Origin of the sequence: Clostridium sp. FP1 (genome assembly GCF_011065975.2) — a bacterium.
GTDB classification, from domain to species: domain Bacteria; phylum Bacillota; class Clostridia; order Clostridiales; family Clostridiaceae; genus Clostridium_AD; species Clostridium_AD tagluense.
Genome location: NZ_JAAMNJ020000001.1, coordinates 959692 through 977129, shown reverse-complemented (window position 1 = coordinate 977129; position 17438 = coordinate 959692). Strand labels below are relative to the sequence as shown.

The window sequence follows — 17438 nt, the reverse complement described above, 5'->3', positions numbered from 1 at the left end:
CACCCCTTTAAATCAAAACAAAATTTATAATAAGTACGCGTCCTTTTTAATCTACATTTCATTTTATGTTCGAACCTACCTACTTAAAACACTTATTATAAATTTTGTTTGTAAAGGGATAATCAATTGCAAAATATTATATTGCTCTTTTTAAGGTTGCCTTATGTTCCTTTATTGGATCTAATGCTTTTATATATGGTATCTCCCAATTTTTAATTCCATTTGTGAATTTGTGTGGATATTGATATCTATGTGCCTTGTACACTTTTTTTTGGTGTTCTATTACCTCTTCACCAAACATCTGCTTTACTTCATTCATATAATGCTTATTAATATTAATTTGTTTGAAATTAAAATCATTGACAATTTTCAAAAATCTATCTACTTCATTTTGAAAAACTTTAGCAAAAAAAGCACTTTCATTATTGCCATCGCAAATTAATATTGGGTTTAGTGGACCTTCATTAATAGTAGCTTTCAATTTATATATGCTTTTTTTGTTCCTCCCTATAAAATAACCATAATTAATATAATTAGGATCCTCATCTTGCGGGAAAATTACATTATATAACAATTCTTCTTCTTTCATTTTAATCCTCACCTTTCTAATAAATTATTAGATTAATAAAACTAAAATTTAAAAGCTACTTATATATATAATACGTTTCTAAAATATATTCGTTTCAACTATTATCAATAGAAGGTAACTGTGACTTGTTAAAAAATTCAAATTGTTAACTGATTAAAGATAAAAAAGTGTAATTAACAAAGCTATTTAATTTTTATGATATTCTAAATTGCAATAATTAAACCTACGATTAATGCACTTAATATACTTACACAGAAGCCACCTATCATTCCTCTAAAAGCAAGTTTTGATAGTTGGCCTCTCTTATCTGGACAGAATACTGATATTCCTGATACACAGATTCCCATACTTGATATATTTGCAAAACCTGTTAATGACACTGCAAGCATAAGACCTGTTCTATAATCTAATGTACTCATTACTTTACCAAGTTGTCCAAATGCTACAAACTCATTTAACGCCATCTTACTTCCAAGCAATTGCCCTGCAAGTAATATTTGTCCACTCGGTACACCCATTAAATAACCTATTGGTGCAAATGCATATCCAAGTATCCCTTCCAGTGATGCTCCAAAGATTCCAAGAAACCCATTAACCATTGCAACTAGTGCTACTATTGCTATAAGCACTGCACCAATTCCAAGAGCCATATTAAGTCCTGCAGATGCTCCTTCTGAAATAGCTGATATTAAGTTTTCATTATTACCTTTGTTATCTATTTTCAAATTATCTATTTCATTAACTCCTCCTACCTCTGGAACTAATATTTTAGAAATAATTATACTTCCAAGTGGCACTAATGTACTACCAATTAAAAGATATTCCATAGGTATTCCAAGACCAACATATCCCATTATTACACTAACAGACATACTCCCCATACCTGATATAAGCACTAGCATTATTTCACTTTCAGTCATTTTAGGTAAATACTTGCTTACAAGTAATGGTGAATCTGTTTGCCCTAAAAACATGTTTGCTACTGCAACAAAACTTTCTACTTTGCTTGTCCCAATAACTTTTTGTATTGCTCCACCTATTATTTTAACAACAAAGCCTATAACTCCTAGATAAAATAAAGCTCCAACCAATGCTGATACGAATATTATGTTACCTAATACTTGTATACCAAATACCATTCCCGTTGGTGCCGCAGCATCTGCTAATGATCCAAATACAAATTTCAAACCCTGGCTACCATAGTTTAAGACATTACTAACCCCATCTGATACATTTTGTATAACTATTCTTCCCAATGGAACTTTAACTAATAAGAATGCCACTACAAATTGTATAACAAATGCCTTAATAATTAGTTTCTTATTAATAAGGCCCTTATTATTTGATACTAAATATAAAATACCCAGTAAAATTATAATTCCTAATAAATTTCTTGTTATTATCATAAATTTCCTCCTCTTTTTAATGCGTATCTTTAGATACTTATTCTTTTCCCTTTAGAATTCTCCAAAAAAAAATAACAAGTCAATACGCTAGTCCATTTTTTTAAATGTCTTATTAGATTATTTTATACACCTATTTTTATAATCTTATAATATTATTATACCTTAGGTTTATCGATATCAGTGTTTTTTTTGAATAATCTGTCGAATTTAATATTAAAAACTAAGTTTCTAAAAAAAATATTACATTTTATTTTATTGTATTGTTTTTTGAAAATTTAAAAAAAGCCTACCCATAGATTACTCTATGAAATAAGCTTATGTTATTATATATATTTCTTTATTTACTAATACAACTGTGTTAATTTTCTATTAGAATTAGCTTGTAATGAAATTTTCTACAACTTCTGTAAATATAATTCCAATAGCTGTTGCTCTATGATCAGCCTACGCTTGTTTTTAGCTGTCATTAGGTACATCATCAAAATTTGGAGTAAGTAGCTTACTTACGCTACAAGTTAGAGCAACTGTGGTAGCTTTTTTTATCTTAAGTTCAATTTCATCAATACCTCTGGCTCTAATAAATATAATAAGAACATCATCTTTATTTGTACTCCTTATAGTAATAAACCCCCTGTCACTTAAATAATAGAGAGCTGCAATTATCTCACACTTGTTTGCACCTACTATTTTATATTCTTGCCTTGTAATATCTTTGTAATTGCAAATACAAAATAAATATTCATATAACTCAAATAAAATTTGAATTCTAATTAAATCTCTTTCTATCTGTAGCATAAATTAAATCATCTCCTGCGGAGCTGCATATTAATGACTTCATAAGGAGATTTACCCCCTTGTAGACCTCTGGAGGATAACAATTCTCAATTGTTATCCTCCCACTGAAGCTTTCTCTTTGTTACAGCGTGTAACTCCCACTTATAGAAGTAGGCGACTTTCCTTCTGAAATGTCATTAAACACCTACCTTTGATTAATCCACTGAGTGAAAGTTAGTTTAGACCATTCACCTGCTGGCTCAGGCGCATACCCAGGATTCAATGGAAGTCCAGGAATAATTGGTTCAACTGGAATAATTTGAGGTCCAATATCAAGTGGCGCCTTTGTGAACCCTATACCGCCCACTACAGGTCCGCTAGTACTCCAAGCTACAATCCTACCATCTCTATCTAAAAGGTTAGTACCCCTGAGCCCACCAATCCATATTCTAGATTTTGTTGCCCAAACATAATTGTTATATACATATGCTACCCATTTTAAATGTTTATCAAATACATTACTATACTCTAATAACCACCCAACAAAGTTAGCCCTTTTATCATATAAAGGCTCCATTATAATCGGCATTAAATGTACCTCCCCTCTTTTCTTCTTTGTTTATAACAGGTATTAGCAAATCTTCAAATATATTCGAAACTGCAAATTTACCAGTTTCAATAAGATAATTTTCCACTTCCTCCATACCTCGACCTAAAACATAAGCAGAAACTGTTTTGTCTCTTTCTATGTTAAAAAAAATCCATCTTCTATAGTATATGAAATAAAGAGCTGCAATTATTTCAATTCTACAGTCATTAGGAATCTCATAATCAATATTACTGCACACTTCATATCCATAAGTAAAGAAGTCCCTATATAATTGAAATAATAAGTTATACCTAAGCAATCTACGTTTTTCAAATATTAATAAATCCATAAAACACCTCATACAATTATGTATTTAGGTATATTCCTAGTTATTTTTCCCAAGGCACCTTATATATAATATGCATATTATGTATAAGGTGCCTATGTTCTTTAATATATTGGATACGAATTTTTAACTTTTATTGAATTAAATCATCTTCTGGGTCGCTGCAATATTAACCATATTATTAATAAATAAGTACTAAATTTAAATAACAAAAAACTATAGTGCATCATATACTGTAATTGTAAATACTTTTAGGAGTTAATTTAATGTATATTGATGAAGATTCTATTAGATCTTATAATCAAAGATATATGTATGAACCAGATACTGAATATCTTCCACTGTCGTATCAATACAGACAAATAGGTCCATTCCTACAAGGACCTCAATCACCTCAAGGTGGACCACCTTCTGGACCTCCAAACTTTACACCAACTGAACCTAAATCACAACAATTTGGCGCTACTCCTCTAGCTATAGACTCAGGTGCAATTAGACCTTGCATATATAGATTTGTATATATATGGCCAAGAAGAGGCAACGGATTTTGGGCATGGCTTGTATTCGTGGGCCCTAGATCTGTAGCAGGCTTTCGCTTTAATAGAAATACTTGGAGATATTTTGGAATGGATCTAAGGGATATTCGTAGTTTCCAATGCTTTTAAAATACTATAGATTAGGAGTTTAAATAGGAATGGAGGTGGAAAATGATAGAGTTTAAATCTTTTAGTGGTTTCATTACCATGATTAATGATTTTTGGATAAATGAAAGTGGAGAAGGTGCAGGATGTTATAAATTAATGTCTGTAGAGGACGAATTTGGAACTGTAGTAAATTTCGTGGTGACACCGGTGACTTATTTCGTAGACCATGTAATGGTTAGATTAGGAGATACTATAACTGGATTTTATGATGCAAATGCACCTGTCCCTATGATTTTTCCTCCACAATTTCAAGCAATTGTGATGGCAATAAATACACCATATCAAAATGTGAAAGTAGACTATTTTAACAGTCAATTGGTGAGTAGCGATAATTATTTAAAATTAAACATTGCCCCCTATACTCAGATAGTATTGGAAAACGGGCAAGCCACTACCCGAAACCCTGCAAACCGAAACCTAATTGTTGTCTATGGCGCTACTACAAAAAGTATCCCAGCCCAAACCACTCCCTATGAAATTATTGTTATGTGTTCGATGTCCTGAAAAAATTTACTTATTTTTTTTCATGATTAGCTATCCTTATTTAAATCAATTAAGCTTTTATTAATTTCTATATTTTGCGCGAAATACTTGAGTATTTCGCGCATTTGTTTGCTCTGCAAATTCTTTTTTATCATACAATCTCTTTATATATTTTATTAGCTTCCTTATATTTTCTTTTTTTCTCAAGGTGCTCAGGCCACCGTCAATTCTAAACTATTTCATGACATGCAACAAAGTGACCTTTTGTAACTTCCTTCAATGTTGGTACTTTATATTTACAAATTTCACTAGCATATGGACACCTTGTGTTAAATTTACATCCTTTTATAAGGTTATCTCCATTTGGTATTTCATCCTTCATTATTATTCTAAACTTTTTCTCTCTTGGATGAGTTTTAGGTATTGATGAAATTAAACACTTAGTATATGGATGTTTAGGATTCAAAAATAACTCCTCTGCATAAGATTCCTCTACAATATTACCAAGATACATAACTGCCACCCTGTCACAAAAATACCTAACTAAACTTAAGTTATGAGATATAAAAAGATAGGTTAATTTCATCTCCTTTTTCAAGCTATCCATAAGCATAAGAATTTGTGCTTGTATAGATACATCTAATGCGGAGGTAGGTTCATCACAGACTAAAAACTTAGGCTTAAGAGCTAATGCTCTTGCTATTACAATCCTCTGTCTTTCCCCTCCACTAAACTCATGTGGATACTTATCAATGCATTCACCACTTAAACCACATAGCTCTAATATCTTCTTAATTTCAACCCTAACTTCTTTTCCATCTAGAAGTCCATGCTTTAGCATACCTTGTTTAATTATACTTCCTATATTCATATAAGAATCTAATGATGAATAAGGGTCTTGAAATATCATTTGCATATCTTTTCTTGTTTTTTGCATTTTTTTCCCACTTATACTATATTTATTTTCTACATCATAAATTAGGTTTCCATCAAAACTTAAAGCCCCTCCTACTTTAGGTATCAAATTTAATATAGCTCTACCTGTTGTAGATTTTCCACACCCTGATTCTCCCACAAGTCCATATACTTCACCTTTATTAATCTTGAAAGATAGCCCATCCACAGCCTTAATCACTCTATTATTTTTCTTGAATATCCTATTACTATCATTAAAATAGCACTTTAAGTTTTTAACTTCTAACAATGTATTTTTTCTAAAGTCTATATTTTCCATCAAAGTTTGCCTTCCCCTTCTAAATCATATTTAAAGCAACTAACATCATGTCCACTTTTTATGGTTTTTAATCGAGGCTTACACCTTTTGCATATATCCATAGCATAATCACACCTATTAACAAATTTACATCCCTCTGATAGCTCCGAAAGTTTAGGGACCTTACCTTTAATACACTTAAGTGGTTCCCCTCTTTTAAAATTCTCTGGTCTAGAATTCATTAACCCTATGGTATATGGGTGAATAGGATTATCAAATATTTCTTCTACAGGAGCCTTTTCAACTACGTTTCCTGCATACATTACCATAACTTCATCACTAACTTCACATATAACACCTAAATCATGAGTTATAACAATCACAGACATATTGAACTTATCTTTAATATCATTAATTAAATCAAGTGCTTGAGCTTGCACTGTTACATCCAGTGCTGTTGTAGGTTCATCTGCTATTAAAAGTTTTGGTGTACAGCATAAAGCCATAGCTATCATAACTCTTTGACACATTCCACCACTAAGCTGATGAGGATACTCATTTATAATCTCCTCTTCTCTTTTTATTCCAACAAGTTTTAACATCTCTATAACTCTCTTTTTATTCTGAGCACCTGTTATGTTTCTATGTACTTTTAGTATCTCACCAATTTGATTTCCTATTTTAATCACTGGATTTAAGGATATCATAGGTTCTTGAAATATCATTGAAATCTCATTGCCCCTAACCCTATTCATATCTAACTCTTTTAAATCCAGCAAATTTATTCCTTCAAATAAAACTTCACCATTCTCTATTAATCCATTTTGTTTTTCAATAAGTCTCATTATAGACATAGCTGTTACACTCTTTCCGCATCCTGACTCACCAACTATACCTAATACCTTTCCTCTTTTTAGCTTAAAGCTAACACCATCTACAGCTTTAAATCTCCCTCCGCTCACTTTAAAACTAGTACTTAAATCTCTTACCTCTAATATATTGTCTTCCATATAGTTCACTACTCCTTTGCATTAGGCTTGATAACATTCCTTAATCCATCGCCCATGAAATTGATAGAAAGTATAGTCAAAAATACCATTACACCTGGTGGTGCCCATTCCCACCAATACAGCATAAGAGATCTCATGTTTCTAGCGGTAGAAAGCATATTTCCCCAACTTGGAATAGGTTGTTTTACCCCCATTCCTAAATAACTAAGACCCGCTTCTGCCAATATAGCTCCTGCAATTCCTAAAGTAGCGTATACAATTATAGACGAAATAATATTAGGAATAATATGTTTAAATATTATATCTATAGAGTCCATACCAATACACCTTGCAGCCTCTATAAACTGCCTCTCCTTTAATGCAAGAACTTCACCCCTGACAATTCTAGCAATAGTTGTCCACCCCAAGAAACCTATTATTATAACAGAATTCCATATACTAGGGCCTATTAAAGATGCAAGTATTATAGCTATTATGAAAAAAGGAAGACACATAAAAATATCTAAAAGAACCATTATCACCATATCTATGGCGCCTCCAAAGTAGCCAGCAGTAGCCCCCAAGATAACGCCTATTGTTACAGATATAAATGTTGCCCCCATTCCAACTGCTAGTGAAATTCTTCCCCCATAAATTAATCTCACAAAAATATCTCTGCCTAAATCATCTGTTCCAAGTAAGTGTTCTAAACTTGGCGGTGTGTTTGATATAGCTGTATTTATCTGATCCCTATCTATAGTAATTAATAACGGAGCAAATACAGAAATTAAAACAACTACTGTTAAAAAAATCACTGCAAATACTACCCTCTTATTCTTTAATAACAAATTAAACCTTTTATTATTTATCTTCATAAAATTTCACCATTTTCCTTAACGACGTTTCAGAATGAAAACTTTCCGCTTTTATAAATAGCAGTAAACTACTTAAGTCTTATCCTTGGATCTACAATGCAATAAACAACATCTGAAAATAAATTTGCTATTAATATACAAGTTGAAAGCATCATTGCACATCCCATTACTAAAGGATAATCCCTATTAGATATGGACTGATAAAATAAGGTTCCCATACCAGGCCAAACAAATATAGTTTCAATTAATATAGTTCCAGAAAATATATATCCAAGTGATATACTTAATAAAGTAACTATTGGTATTAGTGCATTCCTAAAAGCATGCTTATATACAACTATCCTTTCTTTTAATCCCTTGGCTCTAGCAGTTCTAATATAGCTTTGACTTAAAACATCTAGCATAGATGACCTAGTGTATCTCATAAGAGATGCCACCTCTATAACAGTCATTGATATAACTGGTAGAATCATATGTTTAACTATATCAATAAATTTATCAAAACCAGATAAATCATCACCAATATTTGATATTCCACATATAGGAAACCATCCTAAATCCATAGCAAAAACTTTTATTATAACAAGAGCTATAAAAAATCCTGGTACAGATATGCCTATAAAGGCTAATATTGTAAGCATCCTGTCTTTAACTGAATCTTGATTTACTGCTGATGCTATACCTAAAGGTACTGCTATTAATGTACTCAAAATTAAAGTAATAATAGCTAATAAAAACGTATTTGCTATTCTCCTTTTTATTATATCTTTAACTGGTTCATTATATCTTATAGAAGTACCCATATCTCCTCTTAATACTTTACCCATCCACTTTGTATATTTCACATATATTGGGTCATACTGACCCATAGCCTTTAGTGCTGCTTCCTTATCTGAAGCTGAAATACTAATTTGTCCTTCAACTATATTAGTATAAGGATCTCCTGGAGCAATATTTATAAGGGTAAATATAATTATAGATAACCCAATAAACACTGGAATCATTGTTAAAATCCTTTTCAAAAAATATTTACTCATATTCTATAACCTCTAAATTCTTAATTTGGACTGTTGCATAAAATAGTTGCCTTTTTAACAGAAAAATTTCTCTTAACAAGGCAACATAATCTATTTTTTTAACAAATACTATTTTATTTTTTTATTATCTACATACCAATCTTTAGCATATATATAATATGCCGGTTGAGCGTTCTTAAAGTTCTTAATCTTAGTATCTACAACCATTAAGCTGCTCCAATGATAAACATATATAACTGGTAATTCATTGTTTAATTCTAAAGCTGCCTGATTAAGTATAGGTTTTCTCTCATCCTTTGTCATAAGCTTAGACGCTTTTAATAAAAGCTCATCAACTTTTTTATTATTAAATCCTGTATAATTATATCCATTTGGAGGAGTTAAAGTTGAAAGATAACTTGGTGATAAATCTCCATCATAGAAATTACCGTTTCCCATTAAAAATGCATCAAAGTTTGCACTTTTAACATCAGTAGTCATAGCTGCAAATTCCATAGGTTTAAGCTCTATTTCTATACCAATATCCTTGAAATTTTGTTGCACTATTAATGCATACTTAGTCTTTGCGTCATCACCTGATTTATATCTTAAAGTAAACTTAAATGGTTTTCCGTTATAATACATTTTCTTTTCTGCTTCCTTGTATTGCCATCCACTTTCTTTTAAAAGCTCCATAGCTTTTTTAGGATTATATTTATATTCATTTAATCCCTCTGGATGAGCCCAGAAGTTTGATGGGAATGGATTATTTGCAATTTCTCCATGACCATTTAAAACATCTTTTACAATTGACTCACGGTTCATAGCATAAGTAAATGCCTGTCTTACTTTTTTATTACTAAATTGAGGTTTTCTTAAATTTAGTCCCATATATTGATATGCATTATTTACTATTTCTTCTACTTTAAAGCCTTTGTTTTTATAAGCTTCTTGTTCTTCTTTTGTAATGTCTCCTACGCCCATTATATCAACTTCTTTATTAGCAAGCTGTGCATCAGCAGTATCTGAACTAACTAATTTTAGTATATATTTATCTATATTAGGCTTTCCACCCCAATAATCATTATTAGCAACAAGTTCAACCCCTTGGTCTGGAGTGAATTTTCCTAATTTAAATGAACCTGTTCCTATTGGATTTCTTATTAAATTAGTATCCTTTTGTACAGCTTCTACATTACTTTTATCCCAAACATGTTTTGGAATTATTGTCATCATATAACCAAAGTTCATTAAAGATGAGCCGTATATATTTTTAGTAGTTATTGATACAGTATTATCATCTATCTTCTTAACACCTTCAAGGTCCTTAGATTTACCTGCCTTAAACTCATCATAACCTTTTATGTTATTAACAAACATTGTATAAGGTCCATTATATTTAGGATTAGAAACGAAATCAAAAGTAAACTTTACATCATCAGCAGTAAAAGGCTTACCATCATGCCATTTTACCCCTTTTCTTATTTTAAAAGTTACAGTTTTTTTATCATCTGAAACCTTATAAGATTCAGCAAGTCTTGGTTTTAATTCCATTTTCTCATCTAAACCTAGCAACCCTTCATAAATCATCAAATTAACCTTTGCATCATCATTAAAAGTAAAAAAGGCTGGCATAAATATACCTTCTGGAGCTGATGTAATAGCTTCCTTAACAACCCCTCCTTTTTTAATCTCCTGTTTTTCACTTTCCTTTACATTTGCTTGATTCTTGTTACCACAACCAGTAAATACTAGAGAAATCACCGTTACAGCAGCTAAAATCTTACATAGTTTTCTTCTCATGTAAAATCCCCCTTAAATTAAATGTAATTTTTGGAATTATTTTGGCCCATTCCGCGTTTTATTATACAGCTTTGGTAATATATTGTAAAGTTTTTCAGCATTTTGTTTTTCAATACAATTTATGTCCCTTATAGTTTTTTTCAATACATGCATATAACAAACACAAGCCACAATCAAACTAATATCCATTTATAGCTAATAAATAGTACTAAGGTAACTGTGACTTGTTAAATTATTGCAGCACAAAATGGCCTTCTGATACTTCTACCAACTGACTTGATTCTTCCAAAAGATCATCATTAATGGGGTTATACTTAATACGAGTTCTCTTTTGCGCGCACTCTAGACCCGGAGCAAGTATTGCTGAAAACAATGCTTTGGTATAAGGATGAATGGGATTGCGATATAATTCCTTAGTTTCAGCCAGTTCAACAATTTTCCCATGATACATAACACCTACTCGGTTACATACATATTTCACCATTGCTAGGTCATGTGAAATAAATAAACATGTGAGACCATTCTCTCTTTGAAGTTTTTTGAATAAATTGATAATCTGAGCTTGAATCGAAACATCTAAAGATGCAATGGGTTCATCCGCAATGATGAATTCTGGACCTACGCTAAGCGCCCGTGCAATTCCTACACGTTGCCTCTGTCCACCTGAACATTCAAAGGGATAGTAATCCTGATAAATCTTATCTAGTCCCACTAAATTCATAAGCTTATAAACTTTCTCCCTGCGCTCTTCTTTCTTCTTATACAATTTTTGAATTATAAGAGGCTCCTCAATAATTTCTTTTATTGTCATTCTTGAATTTAGAGCTGAAGTTGAATCTTGAAATATGATTTGCATATTTCTATTTATAAATTTTTTTTCAGCTCTATAAATTTTACGATCTGATATAAGTTTTCCCCTATAATAGATTTCTCCCCCTGTTGGCTTATAGATATTAATAATGCTTCTACCTGTTGTTGATTTACCTGAACCTGATTCACCCACTAGTCCCAATATTTCTCCTTTGTAAATATCGAAAGATATATTATCAACTGCTTTACTTACAGTATTCCTATCTAATTTAAAATATTGTTTTAGATTTTTCACTTCTAATATTTTTTCAGTCTTCATTTTGCATCACCCTAAATTCTTTAAATCTAATGGGTGGCTTTATTTTTGGAGCATCTTTGTGTAAAAGCCAAGTTGCAGCACTATGGGTATCGCTGATTTTAAACATAGGTGGCTCAGCTAGATAATCTATCTTCAATGCATATTTATTCCTCTGTGCAAAGGCATCACCTTTTGGCGGATTCAATAAACTCGGGGGCATTCCTGGTATACAATTTAAATTTTCTGCGTCAGAATCCATATTAGGTAAAGAACACATTAATCCTAAGGTATAAGGATGCCGTGGATCATAAAAAATATCTTTGCTAGTACCTATTTCAACGATTTTTCCAGCATACATGATTGCAATTCTTTGGGCTAATTTGGCAACAACTCCTAAATCATGTGTGATAAATATGATTGATATCCCAGTTTTTATTTGTAATTCTTGAATAAGCTCTATTATTTGTGCTTGAGTAGTTACGTCTAAAGCAGTGGTTGGTTCGTCAGCAATTAATACTTTGGGTTTGCAGGCCAGTGCAATTGCAATAACACTTCTCTGTATCATTCCTCCAGAGAGCTGATGGGGATACTGATGGAATCTTTTTTCTGCATGGTCAATCTTAGCAAGCTCCATAAGCTCTATACTTTTCTTTTTTGCTTCACTTTTGCTAATCTTTTGATGAATCAAGACCGCTTCCATAATCTGTTTGCCAATAGACATAGTAGGATTTAAAGAAGTCATAGGATCTTGAAGGATCATAGATATCTCCCTGCCTCTAACCTTATCCATAGATTTACCTGATAAATTTATTAAGTTCTCTCCATTAAGAATAACTTCTCCACTTTTTATACAGGCATTCTCTGGAAGTACTCGTAAAATGCTTTTACATAATACTGATTTTCCGCAGCCTGATTCTCCAAGTATGGCTAAAACTTCTCCTTTTTTCAGAGAAAAGGAAACATCTCTAACCGCTTGCACCTCACCTGCTTTAGTTAAAAAGCTTACAACTAAATTATTTACTTCTAACAAATCCTTCATATTCGCTCCTATTCTTTAGAAACCACAAAGGAGCCATAGGCACCATTGTGGTTTCACTTTATTTTCTAAATTTTCTAATCAATTGTCCAATCTGAAATATTCCAGAATATGCCCACACCATGATGTCCCAAAACTGTTTCTGTGGTGATTCCTTTTATATTAGGCTTTGCACCATATAATGCATCTATATATGCTATAAATGTATATGGCATATCCTTGGTTAATTCAATTTGGAATTCCTTATAATATTTTAATCTTTCAGCCTTCACATCAGTTTCTCTTGCTTTGCGTAACAACTCATCAACTTTAGTATTTGAATAGCTACTGTAGTTATTACCTTTACCAGTTACAAACACTTTATAAGTGTGATCATCCGGGTCAAAAGGACTCCCCCATCCAATCAGATGTGCGTCTTGATTTTCCCAATCGATTTTTGACAGTACGGCCACCTTCATATTTACGCCAATCGCCTTAAACTGTTGAGAACAGATATTCGCCATATCTACTCTGACTTGGTCTCCTTCTTGGCAGTTGATAGTAAATGACAATTTTTTACCATTCTTTATATATATACCGTCCGGGCCAAGCTTCCAACCCGCTTTTTCCAACTCTTTTTTTGCTTTTTCCGGGTTATAGTCAAATTTCTCCATGTTAGGATCATTATATTCTCCAACCTGAATTGGTGAATATGCTACTTTTCCATGACCTAATAAAACGCTGTCCAAAACAGCTTTTCGATCAATAGCATAACTTAAAGCATTAGGTAATTCTCTATTTTCTTTAAATAGAGGACTATTAAAATTATACAAAATTCCTCTGTAATCGGATGTTTTCATATCATAGACAGTAATGTCCTTATTATTTTCAAATTGCGCTGCATCCTGGGGTGTAATCTGTGCTAAATCTAATTCTCCGGATTTTAATTGCAGGGCCCTTGCTTTGGTATCCTGCACAATTTTAAAAATCACTTTATCAATTTGTGGTTCTTTTTTGTAGAAATCTTTATTTTTTACAAGTGTAATACTTTGTCCTTTATCCCAGCTCTCCATTTTAAATGGACCCGTTCCCGTTGGTGATTGATTGAATTTATCTGTTGCAATATCTTTTCCTTCTAGTAGGTGCTTAGGTAAGATACCAATTGTCAAATAATCCAGCATAGCTACATTGGGAGCTTTTAGAGTTATTTTTAAGGTAGTCTTGTCCACTACTTCAATCTTTGTAATATCTTCATAGTTAGATGCTATTTCCGAAGAATTTTTAGGATTCATAATGGTTTCCAGCGTAAACTTCACATCTTCCGCCGTAAAAATTTTACCATCATGCCATTTAACATCATTTCTTAACATAAAAGTATATGTATTTGTAGCTTTATCAATGGTCCAGCTTTTTGCAAGTCCGGGAATAACCTTATTGTTTTTGTCATGTGCAGTAAGTCCGCTGAAAATCAGAGAATTAATTTCTCCATGTTCATATAATGCTGGATTAATACTTGAATAATCCCCACTTCCATAAACTAAAACCTTTTCATTAGATGCTGTTTTATCACCACCACAGCCAACCAATAAAACCATACTCATTACCAGTGTAAATCCTAAAATAATCATTTTTTTTAATTTCATCATTATCCCCCTCGTATGTTTGTTATTTAATATTTGCATTGTATATTGCAAATATTATTGACACTTTATATCTTTATAAGTTGCTAAATTCTTTATTGTTTTTCTTCCTTACATAATCCCCTATATTTGTGATGCAAACCAATGTAACCACCAAAAATATACCTGGAATCAAGATAATCCACCAATAATTTGATAATAATGCTTTCTCTGAAAGTGAGAGCATACTACCCCATGATATAATTTCAAGCGGAAGACCGATTCCTAAAAAGCTCAAAGTTGATTCTATTGCAATGGCGCTTCCAACATTGGTTACCACCATAAACATTATTGCCGAAATAAAATTTGGTATCAGATGTCTCTTTAAAATATAAAAAAATTTACCCCCTGCACATTTTGCTGCTAAAATATATCCACTATTTCTAGTTTTCCTTACCTCACTTCGTACAATCTTAGAAATATTCATCCAACTAGTAACACCAATTACAATGGCTATGGATACTGGATTTGCCTTACCTATCATTGCTTGAATGAAAATGACGATTAAAATAGATGGTATACTGAGTAGTATTTCAGTAAATCGCATCATCATATCATCTATCAGTTCTGACGCAACACCACTGATGCTTCCATATACAACTGCCATTGTAGTTGATATTATTGTAGCAAATACCCCGATAAATAAAGAGATTTTACCACCATACCAAATCATAGTGAAAATGTCTCTGCCCAAGGAATCTGTACCGAAATAAAAGGTGCTGCTGGGAGCCACATTAATATTACTTAAGTCCATATAACCCGGATTTAATTTTAATATTTCCCCGGAAAAGATACATCCAAGGATTATTATGAGCAAGACTCCTATTGAGATATAAGGTTTTTCTTTCAGGGTTTCTTTAAAGCTTTTTTTTTCAGCTACTTTTATCGCCTCTGAAATATAATTTTCTCCAACTATTTCAAAGTCGCTACCTTCTACTTCCAATCTTGCTCCCCCTCATCATGTTTCATTCTAGGATCTATTTTATCGTTAATTACTTGTGATATCATATTTACGAAAACCACTAGTATCCCCGTTATAAGGCAAAGCAACATCAACATATTATAATCGTGATATTTCGCACTCTCAAAAGACAATGAGCCAAGTCCAGGATAAGAAAAAACTTTTTCTACCACATAAGTTTCTCCTAAAATATGAGGAACGGATATTGCCATAACATTAATATAGGATGGCATAATATTTTTCAAACAATGTTTATATACAATTTTCTTTTTACTTAAACCCTTAATTTTACATAATAACACGTAATCTTGTCTGATTTCTTCTACTAATTTATTTCGAATCATGTAGGTATAATACCACAGGTGGCTAAGTATGAGCACTATTAAAGGCAAGACAAGATGCTCTATTCTACTTACAATGCTACCTGACTTACCCATGGCATAGGCACCACTTGAAGGTAATATCCTTAAATTAATACCAAAAATCAATATTAGTATTAGCGATAACCAAAATGCTGGAATACAAGTAGTTATAACCCCTACTTTACAGATAATTTTATCAATGGGCTTATCTTCATGTAATGTGCAAAAAATCCCTAAAAGCAGAGCAAACAAAAATGTGAATATATATCCAAGCCCACCCAGTATAATTGTATTTTTATAAACATCTCCAATTACTGTGGTAACGTTCTGTTTATATTTGTAAGATATACCGTACTGTCCATTAGATGCATTTGAAAACCAGCTGATATATTGTTTATATATAGGTTCATTTAGTCCCAGCTTTTCCATTGCCTCCAATTTTTCTGTGGTATTCATCCTTTCAGCACCTTCCCCATAATAAGATATTAGAGGATCACCAGGTGACAATCTTGCCATATAAAAGGCAATTATAGACAACAGAAATATAACAAAAATAAACTGCATTACTTTTTTCCCCATGTAAATTACATCATTCACTAGATCCTATCCTTTCCTTAAGGGACATGAAAAACATAAAAACCACGAAAATTCAGATGCTTTTTCAAAATAAAAAAAAGCAGAACCTTCGTGGTTTAACTTAAATAGTTATTAAATTATTTTTGAAAAAAAAAAAAAAAAATTAGTCTTATTCCTAAATTCTTACACAATATTGATGTTGCTCTTACATATGAATTCTAAACTATATTTCTATTTTTGTCAAATAAACTCATTTTTATTTTCATGCGTCTCCGTATCATTAACAAACAAAAGTTGTCCCCTACAAATGAATAATCATTGATAAGATAATTCCAATTATTCCACAAGCTATCCATTCAAAAATTTTTCTACTTAGCTTATTTTGCCTTCTGTATCTTTGTATAGTACCTTCTAATGTAATTGTAAGCTGTGAAATTTGCTGAGCCATTTCTCCAACGGTATCTTTAACTTCATCATTAATAACTGCACTTAATTGTTTATTCTTTATTTCTTCTGTTACCATAATTTCTTCAAAATTATTAACTCTTTTAAATACTCCTAAACTAGACGAAATTATTTTTTCGGTTTTTTCTATAGAAATAATAGCCAATACTTTTTTGTTTATTTCAATAAATTCTATTGAAACAATAGGACATGGTATCAATTTTTCTTTAGATTTATTAAAGGTTTCCATTACATCTTCTTTTTTACAACCAAAGATTTTACCCTTATTATTTACCCCCAAAATCAATCTGCCGCCTGATGCATTTGCAAAAGATGAAATAATCTTACCTAATAAACTGGGTCCCCCACTATGATGCCTAAATCCTACTCTATCATTATCCCCTTTACTAATAAGATTAACAATTTCCTCTTTTAAATTTTCATCATTATTTGACAAACCCGCACCCCCTTTTTACATTACTACTTTCAGTATATATAATGTTTTT

General features: G+C 31.8%; 18 protein-coding genes. 2 read left to right on the top strand and 16 right to left on the bottom strand.

From position 1 onward, the window contains the following. Positions 1–136: 136 nt before the first annotated feature. The 5 genes from G9F70_RS04860 to G9F70_RS04840 form a co-directional block, all read right to left on the bottom strand. Positions 137–589: a hypothetical protein gene (locus G9F70_RS04860; RefSeq protein WP_164944741.1), complete on the bottom strand. Its 453-nt coding sequence runs from the start codon at positions 587–589 to the stop codon at positions 137–139. A 203-nt stretch (positions 590–792) separates the two neighbouring features. Beyond that, complete coding sequence (locus tag G9F70_RS04855) at positions 793–1995, bottom strand: NupC/NupG family nucleoside CNT transporter (protein ID WP_164944742.1); 1203 nt, start codon at positions 1993–1995, stop codon at positions 793–795. Positions 1996–2451: 456 nt separating this feature from the next. After that, positions 2452–2790 carry a hypothetical protein gene (locus G9F70_RS04850; RefSeq protein WP_164944743.1) on the bottom strand — a complete coding sequence of 113 codons (339 nt, stop codon included), beginning with the start codon at positions 2788–2790 and terminating at the stop codon, positions 2452–2454. 184 nt (positions 2791–2974) lie between these two features. Next, a complete protein-coding gene (locus G9F70_RS04845; protein ID WP_164944744.1) occupies positions 2975–3358 on the bottom strand; it encodes a 4-fold beta flower protein in 384 nt (127 codons plus the stop codon). Then, on the bottom strand, positions 3330–3707 hold the full coding sequence (locus G9F70_RS04840) for a hypothetical protein (protein WP_164944745.1): 378 nt from the start codon (positions 3705–3707) through the stop codon (positions 3330–3332). Before G9F70_RS04840 ends, G9F70_RS04845 begins: the two co-directional genes overlap by 29 nt. Before the next feature lie 263 nt (positions 3708–3970). Here G9F70_RS04840 and G9F70_RS04835 point away from each other — a divergent pair, with 263 nt between their 5' ends. Both G9F70_RS04835 and G9F70_RS04830 read left to right on the top strand, forming a co-directional pair. Then, entirely contained in the window at positions 3971–4369 is a 399-nt protein-coding gene (locus G9F70_RS04835) for a hypothetical protein (protein ID WP_224617419.1), read from the top strand. A 42-nt stretch (positions 4370–4411) separates the two neighbouring features. Beyond that, complete coding sequence (locus G9F70_RS04830) at positions 4412–4912, top strand: hypothetical protein (protein WP_164944746.1); 501 nt, start codon at positions 4412–4414, stop codon at positions 4910–4912. 208 nt (positions 4913–5120) lie between these two features. Here G9F70_RS04830 and G9F70_RS04825 read toward each other — a convergent pair whose 3' ends face one another. The 11 genes from G9F70_RS04825 to G9F70_RS04775 form a co-directional block, all read right to left on the bottom strand. Further along, positions 5121–6125 carry an ABC transporter ATP-binding protein gene (locus G9F70_RS04825; protein ID WP_164944859.1) on the bottom strand — a complete coding sequence of 335 codons (1005 nt, stop codon included), beginning with the start codon at positions 6123–6125 and terminating at the stop codon, positions 5121–5123. Then, complete coding sequence (locus tag G9F70_RS04820) at positions 6125–7114, bottom strand: ABC transporter ATP-binding protein (RefSeq protein ID WP_164944747.1); 990 nt, start codon at positions 7112–7114, stop codon at positions 6125–6127. The genes G9F70_RS04825 and G9F70_RS04820 overlap by 1 nt, the downstream gene beginning before the upstream one ends. An 8-nt stretch (positions 7115–7122) precedes the next feature. After that, on the bottom strand, positions 7123–7968 hold the full coding sequence (gene opp4C, locus G9F70_RS04815; protein ID WP_164944748.1) for an oligopeptide ABC transporter permease: 846 nt from the start codon (positions 7966–7968) through the stop codon (positions 7123–7125). A gap of 68 nt (positions 7969–8036) precedes the next feature. Beyond that, a complete protein-coding gene (locus tag G9F70_RS04810) occupies positions 8037–9005 on the bottom strand; it encodes an ABC transporter permease (protein ID WP_164944749.1) in 969 nt (322 codons plus the stop codon). 108 nt (positions 9006–9113) lie between these two features. Further along, the gene (locus G9F70_RS04805; RefSeq protein ID WP_164944750.1) at positions 9114–10787 is read right to left on the bottom strand and encodes an ABC transporter substrate-binding protein; all 1674 of its coding nucleotides are present in this window, start codon (positions 10785–10787) and stop codon (positions 9114–9116) included. Positions 10788–11019: 232 nt separating this feature from the next. Continuing rightward, on the bottom strand, positions 11020–11916 hold the full coding sequence (locus G9F70_RS04800) for an ABC transporter ATP-binding protein (protein ID WP_164944751.1): 897 nt from the start codon (positions 11914–11916) through the stop codon (positions 11020–11022). Continuing rightward, on the bottom strand, positions 11906–12934 hold the full coding sequence (locus tag G9F70_RS04795; RefSeq protein ID WP_164944752.1) for an ABC transporter ATP-binding protein: 1029 nt from the start codon (positions 12932–12934) through the stop codon (positions 11906–11908). Before G9F70_RS04795 ends, G9F70_RS04800 begins: the two co-directional genes overlap by 11 nt. A 74-nt stretch (positions 12935–13008) precedes the next feature. After that, complete coding sequence (locus G9F70_RS04790; RefSeq protein ID WP_164944753.1) at positions 13009–14553, bottom strand: ABC transporter substrate-binding protein; 1545 nt, start codon at positions 14551–14553, stop codon at positions 13009–13011. Positions 14554–14626: 73 nt separating this feature from the next. Then, positions 14627–15532, bottom strand: a complete 906-nt coding sequence (locus G9F70_RS04785; protein ID WP_164944754.1) for an ABC transporter permease — start codon at positions 15530–15532, stop codon at positions 14627–14629. Further along, positions 15523–16509: an ABC transporter permease gene (locus G9F70_RS04780; RefSeq protein WP_411955992.1), complete on the bottom strand. Its 987-nt coding sequence runs from the start codon at positions 16507–16509 to the stop codon at positions 15523–15525. The genes G9F70_RS04785 and G9F70_RS04780 overlap by 10 nt, the downstream gene beginning before the upstream one ends. A 280-nt stretch (positions 16510–16789) precedes the next feature. Beyond that, entirely contained in the window at positions 16790–17389 is a 600-nt protein-coding gene (locus G9F70_RS04775) for a helix-turn-helix domain-containing protein (protein WP_164944755.1), read from the bottom strand. Between the last annotated feature and the right edge of the window lie 49 nt (positions 17390–17438).

What these genes read in the sequence shown, in the direction of transcription:
- G9F70_RS04835 (WP_224617419.1), top strand. Translation starts at nt 3,971, where the DNA reads ATGTATATTGATGAAGATTCTATTAGATCTTATAATCAAAGATATATG.
- G9F70_RS04805 (WP_164944750.1), bottom strand. Translation starts at nt 10,787, where the DNA reads ATGAGAAGAAAACTATGTAAGATTTTAGCTGCTGTAACGGTGATTTCT.
- G9F70_RS04820 (WP_164944747.1), bottom strand. Translation starts at nt 7,114, where the DNA reads ATGGAAGACAATATATTAGAGGTAAGAGATTTAAGTACTAGTTTTAAA.
- G9F70_RS04855 (WP_164944742.1), bottom strand. Translation starts at nt 1,995, where the DNA reads ATGATAATAACAAGAAATTTATTAGGAATTATAATTTTACTGGGTATT.
- G9F70_RS04840 (WP_164944745.1), bottom strand. Translation starts at nt 3,707, where the DNA reads ATGGATTTATTAATATTTGAAAAACGTAGATTGCTTAGGTATAACTTA.
- G9F70_RS04830 (WP_164944746.1), top strand. Translation starts at nt 4,412, where the DNA reads ATGATAGAGTTTAAATCTTTTAGTGGTTTCATTACCATGATTAATGAT.
- G9F70_RS04825 (WP_164944859.1), bottom strand. Translation starts at nt 6,125, where the DNA reads ATGGAAAATATAGACTTTAGAAAAAATACATTGTTAGAAGTTAAAAAC.
- G9F70_RS04860 (WP_164944741.1), bottom strand. Translation starts at nt 589, where the DNA reads ATGAAAGAAGAAGAATTGTTATATAATGTAATTTTCCCGCAAGATGAG.
- G9F70_RS04845 (WP_164944744.1), bottom strand. Translation starts at nt 3,358, where the DNA reads ATGCCGATTATAATGGAGCCTTTATATGATAAAAGGGCTAACTTTGTT.
- G9F70_RS04795 (WP_164944752.1), bottom strand. Translation starts at nt 12,934, where the DNA reads ATGAAGGATTTGTTAGAAGTAAATAATTTAGTTGTAAGCTTTTTAACT.
- G9F70_RS04850 (WP_164944743.1), bottom strand. Translation starts at nt 2,790, where the DNA reads ATGCTACAGATAGAAAGAGATTTAATTAGAATTCAAATTTTATTTGAG.
- G9F70_RS04800 (WP_164944751.1), bottom strand. Translation starts at nt 11,916, where the DNA reads ATGAAGACTGAAAAAATATTAGAAGTGAAAAATCTAAAACAATATTTT.
- G9F70_RS04790 (WP_164944753.1), bottom strand. Translation starts at nt 14,553, where the DNA reads ATGAAATTAAAAAAAATGATTATTTTAGGATTTACACTGGTAATGAGT.
- G9F70_RS04810 (WP_164944749.1), bottom strand. Translation starts at nt 9,005, where the DNA reads ATGAGTAAATATTTTTTGAAAAGGATTTTAACAATGATTCCAGTGTTT.
- opp4C (WP_164944748.1), bottom strand. Translation starts at nt 7,968, where the DNA reads ATGAAGATAAATAATAAAAGGTTTAATTTGTTATTAAAGAATAAGAGG.